The following is a 16317-nucleotide window of genomic DNA, read 5'->3' as shown; positions in this document are numbered from 1 at the left end:
AACTGAACAAAACATCTAAAACGTCTTTTACTTATCACGAACTGCATTCGTGAAAGTCTCCATAGAAAGGAGGTGATCCAGCCGCACCTTCCGATACGGCTACCTTGTTACGACTTCACCCCAATCATCTGTCCCACCTTAGGCGGCTGGCTCCCGTAAGGGTTACCCCACCGACTTCGGGTGTTACAAACTCTCGTGGTGTGACGGGCGGTGTGTACAAGGCCCGGGAACGTATTCACCGCGGCATGCTGATCCGCGATTACTAGCGATTCCAGCTTCATGCAGGCGAGTTGCAGCCTGCAATCCGAACTGAGAACGGTTTTATGAGATTAGCTCCACCTCGCGGTCTCGCGACTCTTTGTACCGTCCATTGTAGCACGTGTGTAGCCCAGGTCATAAGGGGCATGATGATTTGACGTCATCCCCACCTTCCTCCGGTTTGTCACCGGCAGTCACCTTAGAGTGCCCAACTAAATGCTGGCAACTAAGATCAAGGGTTGCGCTCGTTGCGGGACTTAACCCAACATCTCACGACACGAGCTGACGACAACCATGCACCACCTGTCACTCTGCCCCCGAAGGGGAAGCCCTATCTCTAGGGTTGTCAGAGGATGTCAAGACCTGGTAAGGTTCTTCGCGTTGCTTCGAATTAAACCACATGCTCCACCGCTTGTGCGGGCCCCCGTCAATTCCTTTGAGTTTCAGTCTTGCGACCGTACTCCCCAGGCGGAGTGCTTAATGCGTTAACTTCAGCACTAAAGGGCGGAAACCCTCTAACACTTAGCACTCATCGTTTACGGCGTGGACTACCAGGGTATCTAATCCTGTTTGCTCCCCACGCTTTCGCGCCTCAGCGTCAGTTACAGACCAGAAAGCCGCCTTCGCCACTGGTGTTCCTCCACATCTCTACGCATTTCACCGCTACACGTGGAATTCCGCTTTCCTCTTCTGCACTCAAGTTTCCCAGTTTCCAATGACCCTCCACGGTTGAGCCGTGGGCTTTCACATCAGACTTAAGAAACCGCCTGCGCGCGCTTTACGCCCAATAATTCCGGATAACGCTCGCCACCTACGTATTACCGCGGCTGCTGGCACGTAGTTAGCCGTGGCTTTCTCGTTAAGTACCGTCAAGGTACGAGCAGTTACTCTCGCACTTGTTCTTCCTTAACAACAGAGCTTTACGACCCGAAGGCCTTCATCGCTCACGCGGCGTTGCTCGGTCAGGCTTTCGCCCATTGCCGAAGATTCCCTACTGCTGCCTCCCGTAGGAGTCTGGGCCGTGTCTCAGTCCCAGTGTGGCCGATCACCCTCTCAGGTCGGCTACGCATCGTCGCCTTGGTGAGCCGTTACCTCACCAACTAGCTAATGCGCCGCGGGTCCATCTGTAAGCGACAGCCAAAGGCCGCCTTTCCATTTCACATCATGCGATGCGAAAAAGTATCCGGTATTAGCTTCGGTTTCCCGAAGTTATCCCAGTCTTACAGGCAGGTTACCCACGTGTTACTCACCCGTCCGCCGCTAGGTTCCGAAGAACCTCGCTCGACTTGCATGTATTAGGCACGCCGCCAGCGTTCATCCTGAGCCAGGATCAAACTCTCCATAAAAGTGTTTGTCTAGCTTCATAGAAATAAAACATTGACGTTTTATGTTTTGTTCAGTTTTCAAAGAACTATTTATCGCTCAAGGCGACTTTCTTAATATAACATCTCAACTTCTTCATGTCAACCATGTTTTTTATTTCATTCGCACAAACAACATCTGTTTAATGCGGGTTTACAATATATCATGATGTGACTATCTCGTCAACATCCTTTTATATTTTTTGTACATCATCAGAAAATCATCTATTACACCTACCGCTATTCGCTTCGTTATCAGCGGCGGAAAGATAATATAGCATACGTTATGGAACCTCTGCAATATTTTTATGCGGTGAAAAATATTCCTTATTCACCTGGTTTTTCAGAGTCTGTTTCAGACTATAAGTATGACGCAACAATACTTTCCCTTAATTAAATAGCGTCCTGATCTTTTTTATATCATATATGCGTATGGATCTTTGTAATTAGAGCACTATACTACATATAAATGATAAACCACTCTAAGCACACCGGAAGTACGTAAAAACTGAAGTATCCGCGAAAGGAAGGTCACTGGTTTTTGTTCGGAATAAAACTCGGGATTGCCTCCATAAAGATAAACCTCCAATATGAATTGAAAATGAACTATTACGAAAAAACAAAAAAATATACACGTCCCTAATGAATTTCGTATACACAAAAAACGCCTGACCATATGATCAGACGTTAGAAAGAATTTATTAAAAATTGAAAAATATTTATCTAGAAAATTCTTTATTATTCGTGCGGGTAACAGCGGCAGCTGTTGTTCCCTCACAATTGGAAGACAGTAGATATTTTTTTGATACGGTGCAGGTCGAGTCTCCTTTTACTAAGCTTGCAGGGAAGTACTCTTTTTTAACTGACCATTCTCCATTAACCATCTCTAGTAATCTTGTAATCGCCATCTTTCCGATTTCTTCTTCTTTTTGCTGCAAGTGTGCGAAGGTCCAGCCGGTTACATTATTTTTTGGCTCATCAAAGCAGAGAATTGAGATATCTTCTGGTACACGCAAACCTAATTGTTCTACAACCCTTTTTGCCAGCACTGCAATGCTGTATTCAAGAGCGAATAAAGCAGTGATGTCGGGATGCTTCTTCAGATAGTTTTTAATTACTTCAACATCTTGTTCAGGTGTTGCTTCTGGAACCGGAAGCGTGCTTTTTATTTCTGTACACCACAATTCTCGGTTTACCATTGTATTTCGTTCAGCATATGCTTGAACAATCCCGTCAAATCGTTCTTCAATCGTCGTTGTTTTGATTGTTCTTGGGGAAAGAACACCGATTTGTTCATGACCTAATTCAAATAAATGCTGTATCCCTATTTTAGCAGCTTGCACATTATCGGTGGAAACCGCTGTGGCAGCAACCCCTTTAAATGAGCGGTCGATCAAGACAAGTGGAAATTGATTGACTACCATTTTTAAAATTTCTGAGCTGTAGTGCTCAGCCTGCGCTGGGTAAATAATCAGGCCATCCACTCCAAAATCGAGCAGCTCTTTGATGATCTTCTCCTCCTTTTCTGGAGAACCAAATGATTGTTTTAAGATGAGCAAACATTGGCTATCTGAGGCAGTTTCAATCCCAGATATGAGCTTGGAACTATAACTATCATCAAAATTTGTTGCGATTAAGCCAAATAATGGTTTTAGATTCTTCGTATTTCGAGGCTCTTTAGCCGATTCCTCACTTTTAGAAACAAATGTCCCCTTACCTCGCTGTCGATATACAATTCCATCCTCCACCAGCTTTTCCAACGCCTTTTTACTCGTAATTCTACTGACTTGAAAAGAATCGGACAGTTCTTTTTCAGAGGGAACACGATCACCAATATTATATTTTCCATCCATGATAGCCTTCTTCAATGATAGATATACTTGCTCATATAAAGCTGTCATAATAACCACCCTCAACTCTATAACATCTATACCATCAGGAAGACCTAATGGCATGTATCTACACAACATCTCATTCAGATCGTGTCTTAATTTTAAATATATCATATCATTTCAATTCCACGAAGAGGAGTTAAAAATAGTAAGGAACAGTAGATAAATTTCTACCGCTCGTAGTGCCGGCGATTGGTCTTTTGTTTCATGCGGGAGTTTTGCAACACCTTCAAAAAAGCAATTTAATATCTCTTCTTAAAATTAGAACTGCAAAATTCCATGCATATACGCCCTGGCATGAGCTGCGGCAATCCCCCCGCCGCCAATAATTCCTATATTGATTATATTGGACATCTCGTTTCCTCCCGCCTCATTTTTCTACTTAACTAAATGAATCAATCCAAACCGAAGCATCATGATGCTCCAGTTTGGATTCCACTTCGACCGCTTTAATCCTGTAGTCCACAGAAGTACATCAATCTTATGACTGCCCGAATCCATTAACATTCCGCTTCAGAGGATTAATATTTCCGTGTATTACCTTAACCAAGCTTTCTATCGATCTTTAAAAAATGAGATATTAATCATTTCAAGCTAGCGTAGATTGTTCTTCAAAAGAAACCGCTTTACCAGTTTTGGCAGATTCATAGATAGCCTCCAAGATTTGCGTTACAACATATGCTTGCTCTGGTTTTACGAGCGGCTCTGTATCATTCAGGATACTATCTATCCACAATCGTGCTTCTAAATCAGCATCTGTTTCAGAGTTTCCATCGTAGAATGCTACGCCTCCTGCATCAAGATCAACATTTTTTGTGTAGAGTTTACCAAAGCTTTCCCCGTTTATTCTAAGCCCTTCCTTCATATCGGCTCCACCCTCTGTTCCGCTTAGTGAACATTTTGCTTCATCGACATCTAAAGTATTGAGAGCCCAACTCGCTTCTAAAACAATGGTTGCGCCATTTTCCATCGTGATAAATCCAAATGCAGAATCTTCAACTGTAAACTTCTCCGGATCCCACGGTCCCCACGCATTGGCTGCATCTCTCTTTTGACTTAATTTATGATAAGTAGTGCCCAGAACCATTTTTGGCTTATAGTTGTTCATCATCCATAAGGTTAAGTCCAGGGCATGTGTACCAATATCGATTAACGGGCCTCCTCCTTGTTTTTCCTCGTCAAGAAAAACACCCCAAGTTGGAACAGCACGACGGCGAATGGCATGAGCTTTAGCGTAATAAATCTCACCAAGATCACCACGTTCGCATACTTTATATAGATGCTGGCTATCTGGGCGGAAGCGATTATTATAACCAATGGTAAGTTTTTTTCCAGAACGTTTTGCTGCTTCAAGCATAAGACGAGCTTCCGCTGATGTTTTCGCCATTGGTTTTTCGCACATTACATGTTTCCCTGCATCAAGGGCCGCCACAGAGATCTCAGCATGTGAATCATTTGGTGTCAGTACATGAACCACTTCGATTGACTGATCCTCAAGCAGCTCTCTATAATCCTCATAAACTTTCGCATTTTTAACACCGTATTCTGTTGCAGCTTTTTCAGCTCTTTCAATTAGTACATCACAAAAGGCAACAAGTTCTACTGTTTTAAGTTTGGATAAACTAGGCAAATGCTTCCCATTGGCAATGCCGCCGCAACCGATAATAGCTGCTTTCACTGTTTTAGACATCTGTTTTCCCTCCAATAATCTCGTATTATTTAAAATAAATAGCAAGATGTTCTTTTGCCTTTACAATTCCCTTACGTTCAGCTTCTATAGAACCCCAATAGCGGTGATCCTCTAATTCAATACTGATCGGGCCTTTGTAGCCAACCTTTTCTAAGCGTACTGCAACTTTTCCCCAATCCACATCACCCTGCCCTGGAATTGTGTAACGCCATGAACCTTCTGAAAAATCATATTTCGAACCAAAAGAAGCAGGAATGACACCGCATTCATATAATTCATCATGTAAAATTTCAGTATCCTTTCCATGACTGTAATTTACCCTTTCCCCGAATTCATGCAAGAACCTTACATAATCTATGCTTAGTCTAACGAGATGGGATGGGTCATAATTTATTCCAAAATGCTTTGAAGGAATGACATTGAACATCGCTCTGAGCATTTCAGGTGTACAACCTAAAGTTGGATAATAAGGTGCAGGCCCAGGCCATCCTTCGAGTGCTATGTATATATTCTCTTGCTCTGCATGCTTCACAATACTAGGAAATGTCTCTTTCCAAATTTCAAATGCTTTGTTACGCGGCAAAGTGATATCTTCTGGAACAAGGCACATAAACATGACCTTGCCGCCCAGCCCGGAAACTTCCGTCATTTGGTTCTTGATTGCTTCCACTGCCTCCGATCGGCTCTTTTCATCCGCGCTTAATAGCTGCGTATGACCAACTGCGCCTACAGCATCAATGGATCCAACTTCAAGCCCAGCTTTTTCTAAGGTATTTTTAACTTCTGCGTTATAAAAAGGAACATCTATTACATCAATACCGATACTAGAGGCCCAGCTTGCAACAGACTCTATTCCATCTGCACCAATTTTTGGTGATATTCTCATTCCTATTTTTCGATTCATAACATGAACACCTCCTATAAGATTAGCTTCTTAAAAGCCATAATTTTTATTAACTTTATCCTTTCGATGCTCCGCCGAGGCTGAAGCCTTGAGACATAAAGCGCTGCGAGAATATATAAAGAACGACTGCCGGCATTGTATAAATCAATGAAAAGGCTGCCAGCTTTCCATATTCAACAAGACCATGATTTCCAAAAAACTGATAAATCGTTACAGAGGCAGGAAATTTTTCAGGTGTTTGAATTAAAATGTACGGAACGAAAAAGTTGCCCCAGCTTCCGGAAAACGTAAAAATTGCTACTGTACAAATCCCGGGAATCATTAACGGAGCGACAATTTTCCGCAGCCCTTCCCAGACGGATGCTCCATCTATCCAGGCTGACTCCTCCAGCTCCAACGGAACGGCGTCCATAAAGTTTTTCATCATCCAAATTGCATATGGCAAACCAGATGCTGTTAGAAACAATACCGTTCCTATAATAGAGTCCTGAAGGTTCATAAAAATGAAAAGCTGATAAACAGGAACCATCACTGCTGTAATTGGTAAAGAGGTCATAAACAAGATCGTGTACATAAACGGCTTTTTAAATTTCAAAGTATAGCGCGAAAGGGGATAAGCTGCCAGTCCCGCGACAACGACAACGAGTACAGCCTGCCCAAATGATAAAAATAACCCAACTCCAAAAGAACGAACAATGGCAGGATCAGACAAAATAGAGGCAAAATTCGCTCCTGTCAACGAATCGGGTGTTTTTAACGACTGTTGGGCGTTAGGATCAATAGAAGCAACTAACACCCACAGAAGCGGAAGTAAAAACAGAACCCCTATAATAGTTAAAATAATATATGAGATAATTTGTTCCCGCTTAAAACGATTCATCTTTACTCCCCTCCTTAAACCTTTATCTTCATGGATCGCATATAAATCAAGCTTGCAATAATTCCAATTAATAACAAGATGAGAGAAATAGCAGTACCGTAACCAAGCTGATAGTTTACAAATGCCTGATTGTACATAAAGATTGGAAGAGTCTGAGTAGCATTCCCTGGTCCTCCGCCTGTCATCGCATAAATCAATGTAAACACACCTAAGGTTTGCAATGTAACTAGGATCATATTTGTAACAATAGAACCCTTTACCATTGGAAGAACAATTTTCAATAGCACCTGAAAACGGGAAGCTCCATCAACAACTGCCGCTTCTTCCACACTTTTTGGCACATCGTCTAACGCGGCCTGAAACACAAGCATCGAGAAGGCAGTCCCATGCCATATGTTCGCGATAACTACACTGACCATAGGAAACGTGTAAAGCCATGTGACAGGTTTTAGCCCCATATGCTGTAAAATCATATTTAATGTTCCATTATCACCTAAAAAGGCTACCCAACAGAATGCTACAATAATTTCCGGAGTTACCCATCCTGCAATTACAATAATTCCAATGATCCGACGAAACGCTTTATTTTTTTCCTTCATTAATAAGGCTAAAATGAACCCTAATGCCTGCTGACCAATAACGGCAGAGAAAAGCAGGAAGATAATCGTATTTACCACGCTAATTCGGAAATTTGGATCCTCAAACATGGAAAGAAAATTTTGGAATCCGATAAACTCGATACTCTTCGCCTCTGTCCCCGTTAATGTGAGGTTTGTAAAAGAAAAATAAAATGTCAGCAGGATAGGTCCGACAACAAAAATAAGCAATAATATCCAAGCAGGCAGTAAAAAGAGAATAGATCGGAATTGCGTATAATCTTTTTTCACACTCTCCTCTATTTGAACCGCTGGTGATACAACCGGATTTGTACTCACTATATACACCCCATTCCCGTCACCGTGAATAATTGCTTCCTTTCCAATCTGAATTAGAAAGGAAGCCGGACTATCTTATTTTTCAATCACATTCTCTTTTCCAACAATGTTGGTTACATTTTTCTGATACTGTTCAGCTGCCTGTTCTGGAGTCAGCTTGTTTGTTACAACATCCTCCACAAGAGACTGAATTTGCGTTGATACGTTCGGATACTTATCAACAGCCGGTCTGAACTGTGCTGTTTTTAACATTTCTGTTGCTTCTTTAAACATAGGGAGTTTTTGGTATTCAGGCTCCTGCGCAACATCATCACGAGGAGTTAAACTGCGATCCTTAAGTAGAAGTTTGAGATTATTTTCTTTGCTAGATGCAAATTTAATAAATTCCCAAGCCAGCTCCTTATTATCAGCATTCTTTGGAATAGAAAGTGCCCATCCTCCGGACATCGTTACCGCTCCAGGAGCATCTCCCTTTTCTGTTGGCATTGGCGCAAATCCCATAGTTTCAAGCGCCTCAGGCCATGGTGCAGGACCGTCTTCACGCCAGTTACCTGTTTGCCATATTCCATCAAGTCCAATGGCAAGCTTTCCTTTCGGCATTAATTGCTGATAAGCAACCGTGCCTCCCTGTCCGTTTAACACTTGAGAAAGATTAGGTCCGAGCTTCTGCTCGTACACTTCATCAATAAACTTAAAGGCATTGACAAGCCCTTCACTTTTTACAATCCATTTTTTAGATTCGTTATCATATAGAGGAGTTTTCGTGCCGTATAAAAGCATTTCAAATGTTTGCATGGATGTTGCTTCGCCGGTAGCCTTTCCTGAGTTCATCCAAATCGGAACCACGTCTGGAAACTTCGCTTTAATCGTTTTGGCAGCTGTTAAAATGTCATCCCAAGTTTTCGGTTCCCACGGCACAGGGAGCCCCGCCTTTTTAAATAAATCCTTGTTGTACCAAAGCCCGCGTGAATCCGTATTATAAGGTACCCCATACACCTTACCATCCTGTGCAATCACACCGTTTTTCACATTTTCTGTAAAATTGCCCCACTCATCCCAGCTCTTCACTTTATCATCTAAAGATTCCAAATATCCGGCGCTTGCATCGGAATTCACCATAAACGTATCCTCGGTCACAATATCCGGTGCTGTGTTTTTGGATTTAAGCATCAGCGCAATCTTTGCAAAATAGTCCCCTTCTGAAACATTAAGAGGGGTAAGCTTAATCTCGGCATTAGGATGATCTTTTTTAAACTCAGGAATGACCTCTTCCTTCAACCACTCAGTCAAACCAGCATTGGCTCCTCCGCCAGAGCGAAAAGAAATACTGATTTCATCCTTCTTGCTTCCTCCTGCACTACCACTAGAGGAAGCGCTTTCATTAGAACAAGCAACATTGAACAATACACTACTCGTAATGAGTGAAACAGCAGCCACCTTTTTATACTTACTTACTCCCATTAAAACATCTCCTCTTCTCTAAAATATGAAAAGTGCAAAATTAAAATTTTTACAAAGGAAACGCTTTCAAAACGAGTGAAAAAAGAAAAACCCTAAAACTTCTTTCATCTGTCATTGAATATTTTATAAGTTAGCAGCTAAATAGTATGTTATCACCTCTTTTACAACAATTAACAAGATTGGTATATTGATACTATAATAGATATACATGTTATAAGTCAATATACTATTTATTATTAATTATTTGAATTTTACAAAAATTTATTAGGGGTAGCGTCAGGAAAATGCGGATTTACAGGAAGATGACATCATTTATGTGACAGACTTGGCTCGGGTCACTCGAAGTACACAAGACTTATTCGAATTAATCAATTACATACGGAGTAAAAACGCAAATTTAAGATCATTAAAGGAGACCTAGCTGGATTTATCAGAATATAGAAAGCTATCAGAAGGGAACAAATAGTCCTTCCTAATTCCATTAAAGAGCCATTTAATTGAATAAAAGATTGCATAAAAACTCCGTCCTCTATCTTGGTTGATATTACGAATAAAACATACAAAACAACTACGAATTTTATGTGAAGCAGATGTAAGTAAAATAGGCATTGCGCAAAATGAAAAAAGGAAATCAAAATGACTTCCTTTTTTCATTTGAATCTAAATCTATGTTGTATTTTAGTAAATATCTTTCCTTGATAATTGCTTGATGATGTAGTTCATGACCGGCAATTATGTACGCCAGTGCACGTGCAGTAGTTGGATGGTTTAAAACTGTTCCCGTACGTATCCATGCATCGTTGGAAAGACAGGCGATCAATGAAGAGGTGCATTGTCGTACAATCGAAAAATCTGAAAGTATGTCTTGGAAATCAAGTCGGCTGAAATCTGCATTAGTCATATATAAATCTTTATCAAATGGGGTAAATGAAAGAGTATCTCCACGAGCAACTACAAGAACGTGAGAACTCAGTACGCGTTCAACATCTGCCATGTGACCGAGTACCTCTTTCAAACTCCATTTTTTCGCTTCGTATTGGTACTCTGCTTGTTCACTAGATACACCTCTTAGTAAATTAATAGTTGTCTCTTGTTGCTTCTTTAGAATATCAAGTAATCCTTCGTCAGGAACAAGTGTTATGTACCTCTCAAAAAACGGATGGTATTCATTCTTTTTCGGACGTTTAAGCATTATAACCGCCTCCATACTAGTTATATCTTTATATTAATTCATCTTTATAGATGTATTTACTAACGATAACCAAATTTTATGTATAATAGGCAGGGAAAAATATTTTTTTCAACAAACGGACGCATTTCTCTCATAAAAAAAGTGCCTTTTAATAGGGTCAGGTTGAAACAATATGGAGTATTTCTTTAAGTAAATTGAAGATATGACACACGTTAAATTAATCTAACCAAGAAGATAAGATATTCAAAAGATAGAAATTGCGAAACTAAAGGTTTCAAAAAGGCCCGTAATTATTTAATATCATATAAGTATTTTTTTCTAATCACAATTTCTGCTATTGCTAAATTGAAAATCCAGCAAAGCCATACAGCAATCGTATATGAAAGACCGTAGGAGAGCTCTAATCCGTTATGTGTAATTGCGACAATGATATAAATAATCATATTAGCAAAGGATAGAAAGAAACTTCGGGTGATCCATTGACTATGCCGCAAGACATCTTTTCTTTTTATATATATAAAACCGAATATTGTTGTGATAAGCCATAGTGTATTTAAGATAAGAAACCCTATTGTACTTGGCCAGCCACCTGTCGCAAAGAACGAAACGTATAAACCGGGAATAAAGTTTAACACAATAGATAAAACGTAGACTCGACCATTCCATCGATGAAATGTTAAGGATTTTAAACGTAATCGTTTAATTATTCCGAGAGGTCCTGTAAGGAGTGCAATTATCGCAAGAATAATATGAACTCGTATCATCAATATCCATAGTATTTGATTAGAAAGAAGTTCATCTTTTTTTGATAGGAATCCCTGAAAACTTGGATCAACTACAAAATTCTTTGATAGTGTATGCATTACCCACATTACTGAAATAATTGATAAAATCGTAATTAGGAATTTGTGTTGCTTCATATACCTATCCTCCTCAGTTTTATAAAAGTATAGAAGGATTAGTCATTATAATGAGTGCAAAGAGTATGCAAACGAATAATGCCCAACTAAACATACTTAAAACTTTAAAATTCTTCTTCAAAAGATCCTCTGGTTTTTCTGAATCCTTGATTTGTCTAAGTTTTTTCAAAATCATGCCCATAAAAGCACTAATAAACAGTAAAGTGCTGCAGGATACTACTATCCAAATTATTGAGGGGAAAGCAGAATATATAACAATCATTAAGCCTCCAGATACTAGTAGGAGGATGAGTGAATAATGACCTGCTCGTGTATACGATTGAATAAAATTAATGCGAAGTACCAGGTTGTCTCTTGGAATATTTGGCGTTTTTTTTATTTGCCAAGGTAATGTAAGGTAACTCCCAAGAAGTACCGCACTAATTACATGAACAAGTAATAATAGAGAATACATAAGCTTATTCCTTGTGAGACCGCCAGCCAGAAATGAACACTTTTTGCTCGATAAGCGTGAACATGTTCCTGGAAATTAGCGTACTATCCTGGACGCTTGACACGGAGTCTCTACGTACAGGATTCTTTTGCAAAGCCGCATCCTGTAAGGAAATTTGCAAGGCCATTCAGGCTATCATGTACGCCTCTCCATGTAAAGCAGGTGCTTTGAACTGGAAAAAAGTGTTCAGCCTTATCAAGCAGTGAAGTGTTCAATTCTACTAAGCAGTCACATTCCTTTCGTTTTGTTTTAATAGAGAATAAATAATAAAAAGAAAAGGACTTCTTTATTTTAATTGAAACAAGGTTCTTGACCTTTATTTGACCAAACTGTTCCTCTACGTTCAACCTCAAATATCTTCTCGATATAGTGAGCAATTTTGGGGCCAAGTTTTTGTTCAATTGTGTAAATGGCAATATCTATACCTGAAGTTACACCACCACTGGATACTAAGTTTCCATCATCTACTATACGAGCATATACTGGCCTAGCCCCCATAGCCGGCAACACATCCATGCCCATATGATGTGTAACAGCATGTCGGCCATTTAATAGTCCCATCATCCCTAAAAGGGTAGAACCTCCGCATACTGTGGTTAAGGTAATATTAGGGTTTTGCGCCGCTTTTTGTAACAAAGTTTTTAGCTCCGTTTCAGAAGCTTTCTTTAATTTGGTTACTATCGAATTGGGACCATCACCATACATATCTCCAGCTCCACCCGGAACTAAAATAACACCTTCAGCGTTCGGATCAATTACTCCTGTGGCTTCAATTTCTACGTCATTAACGCCACTTTTGACTAGTCTTTTCCCTTCAGCTGTTACCAACTCTACTATTACATTTTCAGGTGAAAAAATTGCTGCAGCTGCAAAAACCTCAAAAGGAGCAATTGCATCCATTAAATCGAATCCATCAAATAAAACAATTTGAAATTTCATATTATATACACATCCTCTTTTTTTATTATCAGACCGAACCGTCCGGTCCGATAATTATATTATATAGTATACTGTTTGGTTGTACATAATGAAATTGTGAATTATTAATGAAAAAAAACCCAATAACTTAGAAAGTGGGGGTCATTCAAGAAGAATAGTAATTCAATAAAGCTTTAATTTGTTCAATGCAATAAAAAATATGGTCATTATTAAATGATAAACGACTTGCCATTATAGCGCCTTCCATAGAAGACATAAGAAATGAAGCCAGAGAAAGAGAGTTTATATCTTTACGGAATTCGTTATTACGCATTCCATCCTCAATAATTGATTGCAAAAACAGAAGTGTTTGGTTATAACTTTCAGAAGCAACCTTTTGAAGCTCTGGGTAGGTATTATCGGCTTCAATAGCAGTATTTAGTAATGGGCAACCGCCTTCAATAGGAGGATTATTGACAGCGTCTTGGTAAATGTATGATATTGCTATTATTTTATCAGTAGCCGTATTCGCTTGTTCACTTGCTTGAACAATATGGTTCCAAATTATTTCTCCTGCTTTTTCAAATGTAGCAAGAGCAATTGCCTCTTTGTTAGTAAACCTACGGTAAATTGCTCCTTTTGGTAAAGAAGATGCTTCCATAATATCCTGAATGGAAGTTTGGCTAAATCCTTTTGTATTAAAAAGGCGTAAAGCAGTCATTATAATTTGATCGCGTACTTCATCATTCTTGCTCATTTTGTTGTTTCCTCCAAGTTCCTCTTTATAACGTTTAATATTATAACTCAAAAAATTTAAAAACTAAACTAACGAGTAGTTCTCCTTTAATAAATGATCTTCAACAAGCGGTACTTTAATGGAGCAACGAAAAAGGCCTAATTTCTTAATTGCACTGCTGAGAAAGATGAACTTTTTAATATTAGAATTTCCTTAACGTTGTAAATCCGTATTTTTCTGATACTACCCTTTATTGTATTAGAAACTCTTAAAAACATTACAGAAAAAGATGGAGATTACCAATGAATGAAACAACTTGGTTGAATGGGCCCCTTACTCCTACTAAGAACAAAGAGTTTTATGATTATACATATCTAAGCGGCTGTATAAAAAGATCGTCAGCAAAATGCTTTCTAGCTATGTTTCTTGAAAAATCAACTTAAAAAATATGCATTCATTTTCCCTGCTGCATTGTTGATTCTTCAAATCTTCTACCATGCTGCCATCTTCAATGGTATGATAAGGATGTACGTAACGGAAAAGGGAGGTGTATCTGATGAAGCAATATGATGTGACTGAGGGTACTGGGATTTTGAAAATATACCTCGAAAATATAAGCACCAATCGTGTACTGGTTGCTATTCCTCAAAAAGAGTGGTCATTTTTGCTTCGCTATGATATTGGAACACACGATGAGGTTAAGTACGAATATAACGAGATGCTTCGGTCCCTTTGCCGTCGGGGGTTACAGTACCATTTGGCACAAGAATTAGCAGATGTAATTAACAAAGCGGTTAATAATGAGAACACACCGTATGATAATGTTATTAGATGGTGAGACAGATAATATTACTTATTGCTACCTAAAAATATAACTGGGTTGCAGAGGTACATCTTTTAAATAAGATAAGCATTCACTAAGTGGTAAAACAGCTTTTGTTCTCCTTCTTAACTTAGTTACACTCATCATGTAAGCAAAAGATATCGTGAATGATTCTCTTGGACCGCCCTCACTGCGAGTTCGAACGCTAAGCATTCTGGTAATGCTGTACATACTTATTCTTGCTAAGCTTCGCCTAAATCATACCACACAAAAAATCCCTTCTGCGCGGATGCAGAAGGGATTTAAATTTGCCTAGCGACGTCCTACTCTCACAGGGGGAAACCCCCAACTACCATCGGCGCTGAAGAGCTTAACTTCCGTGTTCGGTATGGGAACGGGTGTGGCCTCTTCGCCATCATCACTAGACCTATTTTGTTTGAAGGATATTCCCTCAAAACTAGATAACATGCTGTGCTGTGTAATTATGATTAAGCCCTCGATCGATTAGTATCTGTCAGCTGCACGTGTCGCCACGCTTACACCTCAGACCTATCAACCTGATCATCTTTCAGGGATCTTACTAGCTTGACGCTATGGGAAATCTCATCTTGAGGGGGGCTTCATGCTTAGATGCTTTCAGCACTTATCCCGTCCGCACATAGCTACCCAGCGATGCCCTTGGCAGAACAACTGGTACACCAGCGGTGCGTCCATCCCGGTCCTCTCGTACTAAGGACAGCTCCTCTCAAATTTCCTGCGCCCGCGACGGATAGGGACCGAACTGTCTCACGACGTTCTGAACCCAGCTCGCGTACCGCTTTAATGGGCGAACAGCCCAACCCTTGGGACCGACTACAGCCCCAGGATGCGATGAGCCGACATCGAGGTGCCAAACCTCCCCGTCGATGTGGACTCTTGGGGGAGATAAGCCTGTTATCCCCGGGGTAGCTTTTATCCGTTGAGCGATGGCCCTTCCATGCGGAACCACCGGATCACTAAGCCCGACTTTCGTCCCTGCTCGACTTGTAGGTCTCGCAGTCAAGCTCCCTTATGCCTTTACACTCTTCGAATGATTTCCAACCATTCTGAGGGAACCTTTGGGCGCCTCCGTTACACTTTAGGAGGCGACCGCCCCAGTCAAACTGCCCACCTGACACTGTCTCCCGCCCCGATGAGGGGCGCGGGTTAGAACTTCAATACAGCCAGAGCGGTATCCCACAGGCGCCTCCACCGAAGCTGGCGCTCCGGCTTCCCAGGCTCCCGCCTATTCTGTACAAGCTGTACCAAAATTCAATATCAGGCTACAGTAAAGCTCCACGGGGTCTTTCCGTCCTGTCGCGGGTAACCTGCATCTTCACAGGTACTATAATTTCACCGAGTCTCTGGTTGAGACAGTGCCCAAGTCGTTACACCTTTCGTGCGGGTCGGAACTTACCCGACAAGGAATTTCGCTACCTTAGGACCGTTATAGTTACGGCCGCCGTTTACTGGGGCTTCGATTCAAAGCTTCGCCTGGAGCTAACCTCTCCTCTTAACCTTCCAGCACCGGGCAGGTGTCAGCCCCTATACTTCGCCTTGCGGCTTCGCAGAGACCTGTGTTTTTGCTAAACAGTCGCTTGGGCCTATTCACTGCGGCTCTCCTTACGAAGAGCACCCCTTCTCCCGAAGTTACGGGGTCATTTTGCCGAGTTCCTTAACCAGAGTTCTCTCGCTCACCTTAGGATTCTCTCCTCGCCTACCTGTGTCGGTTTGCGGTACGGGCACCATTTACCATCGCTAGAAGCTTTTCTTGGCAGCGTAGAATCAGGGAGTTCGCCCATAAAGGGCTTCCCCATCACAGCTCAGCCTTTACGG

Annotated in this window: 11 protein-coding genes, 3 rRNA genes and 1 pseudogene (1 of these 15 only partly in view); 2 read left to right on the top strand and 13 right to left on the bottom strand. The window is 40.9% G+C overall.

Annotated features, from left to right (window positions below):
- Window positions 1–65: 65 nt before the first annotated feature.
- The 7 genes from AC6HZ4_RS10100 to AC6HZ4_RS10070 form a co-directional block, all read right to left on the bottom strand.
- Window positions 66–1604 (bottom strand): 16S ribosomal RNA (locus tag AC6HZ4_RS10100).
- Between the two features lie 734 nt (window positions 1605–2338).
- Window positions 2339–3520, bottom strand: a complete 1182-nt coding sequence (locus AC6HZ4_RS10095) for a GntR family transcriptional regulator (protein WP_497494850.1) — start codon at window positions 3518–3520, stop codon at window positions 2339–2341.
- A gap of 580 nt (window positions 3521–4100) precedes the next feature.
- Complete coding sequence (locus AC6HZ4_RS10090) at window positions 4101–5201, bottom strand: Gfo/Idh/MocA family protein (protein WP_497494849.1); 1101 nt, start codon at window positions 5199–5201, stop codon at window positions 4101–4103.
- A 25-nt stretch (window positions 5202–5226) separates the two neighbouring features.
- On the bottom strand, window positions 5227–6105 hold the full coding sequence (locus AC6HZ4_RS10085) for a sugar phosphate isomerase/epimerase family protein (RefSeq protein WP_497494848.1): 879 nt from the start codon (window positions 6103–6105) through the stop codon (window positions 5227–5229).
- Window positions 6106–6160: 55 nt separating this feature from the next.
- A complete protein-coding gene (locus tag AC6HZ4_RS10080) occupies window positions 6161–6985 on the bottom strand; it encodes a carbohydrate ABC transporter permease (protein ID WP_497494847.1) in 825 nt (274 codons plus the stop codon).
- Between the two features lie 14 nt (window positions 6986–6999).
- Window positions 7000–7884, bottom strand: coding sequence for a carbohydrate ABC transporter permease (locus AC6HZ4_RS10075; protein ID WP_497495661.1), 885 nt, complete (start codon window positions 7882–7884; stop codon window positions 7000–7002).
- Between the two features lie 111 nt (window positions 7885–7995).
- Window positions 7996–9381 (bottom strand): ABC transporter substrate-binding protein, encoded by a 1386-nt coding sequence (locus AC6HZ4_RS10070; protein ID WP_497494846.1) that lies wholly within the window; start codon window positions 9379–9381, stop codon window positions 7996–7998.
- 289 nt (window positions 9382–9670) lie between these two features.
- Between AC6HZ4_RS10070 and AC6HZ4_RS10065 the strand changes: the two are divergent.
- Window positions 9671–9799 (top strand): annotated as a pseudogene (locus AC6HZ4_RS10065) (recombinase family protein); the annotation flags it as partial.
- A 213-nt stretch (window positions 9800–10012) separates the two neighbouring features.
- Here AC6HZ4_RS10065 and AC6HZ4_RS10060 read toward each other — a convergent pair.
- The 4 genes from AC6HZ4_RS10060 to AC6HZ4_RS10045 all read right to left on the bottom strand — a co-directional run bounded on the left by AC6HZ4_RS10060 (window position 10013) and on the right by AC6HZ4_RS10045 (window position 13661).
- The gene (locus AC6HZ4_RS10060) at window positions 10013–10573 is read right to left on the bottom strand and encodes a DinB family protein (RefSeq protein WP_497494845.1); all 561 of its coding nucleotides are present in this window, start codon (window positions 10571–10573) and stop codon (window positions 10013–10015) included.
- Between the two features lie 290 nt (window positions 10574–10863).
- Window positions 10864–11493 carry a DUF2306 domain-containing protein gene (locus tag AC6HZ4_RS10055; protein WP_497494844.1) on the bottom strand — a complete coding sequence of 210 codons (630 nt, stop codon included), beginning with the start codon at window positions 11491–11493 and terminating at the stop codon, window positions 10864–10866.
- A gap of 784 nt (window positions 11494–12277) precedes the next feature.
- Window positions 12278–12925: a DJ-1/PfpI family protein gene (locus tag AC6HZ4_RS10050; RefSeq protein ID WP_497494843.1), complete on the bottom strand. Its 648-nt coding sequence runs from the start codon at window positions 12923–12925 to the stop codon at window positions 12278–12280.
- Window positions 12926–13070: 145 nt separating this feature from the next.
- Complete coding sequence (locus AC6HZ4_RS10045; protein ID WP_497494842.1) at window positions 13071–13661, bottom strand: TetR/AcrR family transcriptional regulator; 591 nt, start codon at window positions 13659–13661, stop codon at window positions 13071–13073.
- A 535-nt stretch (window positions 13662–14196) separates the two neighbouring features.
- On the opposite strand from AC6HZ4_RS10045, the gene AC6HZ4_RS10040 reads away from it, so the two are divergent.
- Window positions 14197–14478, top strand: a complete 282-nt coding sequence (locus AC6HZ4_RS10040; protein WP_497494841.1) for a YueH family protein — start codon at window positions 14197–14199, stop codon at window positions 14476–14478.
- Window positions 14479–14773: 295 nt separating this feature from the next.
- On the opposite strand, the gene rrf is transcribed toward AC6HZ4_RS10040, so the two are convergent.
- Together rrf and AC6HZ4_RS10030 are read right to left on the bottom strand one after the other, a co-directional pair.
- A 5S ribosomal RNA gene (gene rrf, locus AC6HZ4_RS10035) occupies window positions 14774–14889 on the bottom strand.
- A gap of 58 nt (window positions 14890–14947) precedes the next feature.
- Window positions 14948–16317 (bottom strand): 23S ribosomal RNA (locus AC6HZ4_RS10030); it runs 1556 nt beyond the window's last position.

The sequence above is a fragment of the Ectobacillus sp. OTK genome (assembly GCF_059698935.1).
This window is presented reverse-complemented; position numbering and strand designations above follow the sequence as displayed.

What these genes read in the sequence shown, in the direction of transcription:
- AC6HZ4_RS10095 (WP_497494850.1), bottom strand. Translation starts at nt 3,520, where the DNA reads ATGACAGCTTTATATGAGCAAGTATATCTATCATTGAAGAAGGCTATC.
- AC6HZ4_RS10090 (WP_497494849.1), bottom strand. Translation starts at nt 5,201, where the DNA reads ATGTCTAAAACAGTGAAAGCAGCTATTATCGGTTGCGGCGGCATTGCC.
- AC6HZ4_RS10085 (WP_497494848.1), bottom strand. Translation starts at nt 6,105, where the DNA reads ATGAATCGAAAAATAGGAATGAGAATATCACCAAAAATTGGTGCAGAT.
- AC6HZ4_RS10080 (WP_497494847.1), bottom strand. Translation starts at nt 6,985, where the DNA reads ATGAATCGTTTTAAGCGGGAACAAATTATCTCATATATTATTTTAACT.
- AC6HZ4_RS10070 (WP_497494846.1), bottom strand. Translation starts at nt 9,381, where the DNA reads ATGGGAGTAAGTAAGTATAAAAAGGTGGCTGCTGTTTCACTCATTACG.
- AC6HZ4_RS10060 (WP_497494845.1), bottom strand. Translation starts at nt 10,573, where the DNA reads ATGCTTAAACGTCCGAAAAAGAATGAATACCATCCGTTTTTTGAGAGG.
- AC6HZ4_RS10055 (WP_497494844.1), bottom strand. Translation starts at nt 11,493, where the DNA reads ATGAAGCAACACAAATTCCTAATTACGATTTTATCAATTATTTCAGTA.
- AC6HZ4_RS10050 (WP_497494843.1), bottom strand. Translation starts at nt 12,925, where the DNA reads ATGAAATTTCAAATTGTTTTATTTGATGGATTCGATTTAATGGATGCA.
- AC6HZ4_RS10045 (WP_497494842.1), bottom strand. Translation starts at nt 13,661, where the DNA reads ATGAGCAAGAATGATGAAGTACGCGATCAAATTATAATGACTGCTTTA.
- AC6HZ4_RS10040 (WP_497494841.1), top strand. Translation starts at nt 14,197, where the DNA reads ATGAAGCAATATGATGTGACTGAGGGTACTGGGATTTTGAAAATATAC.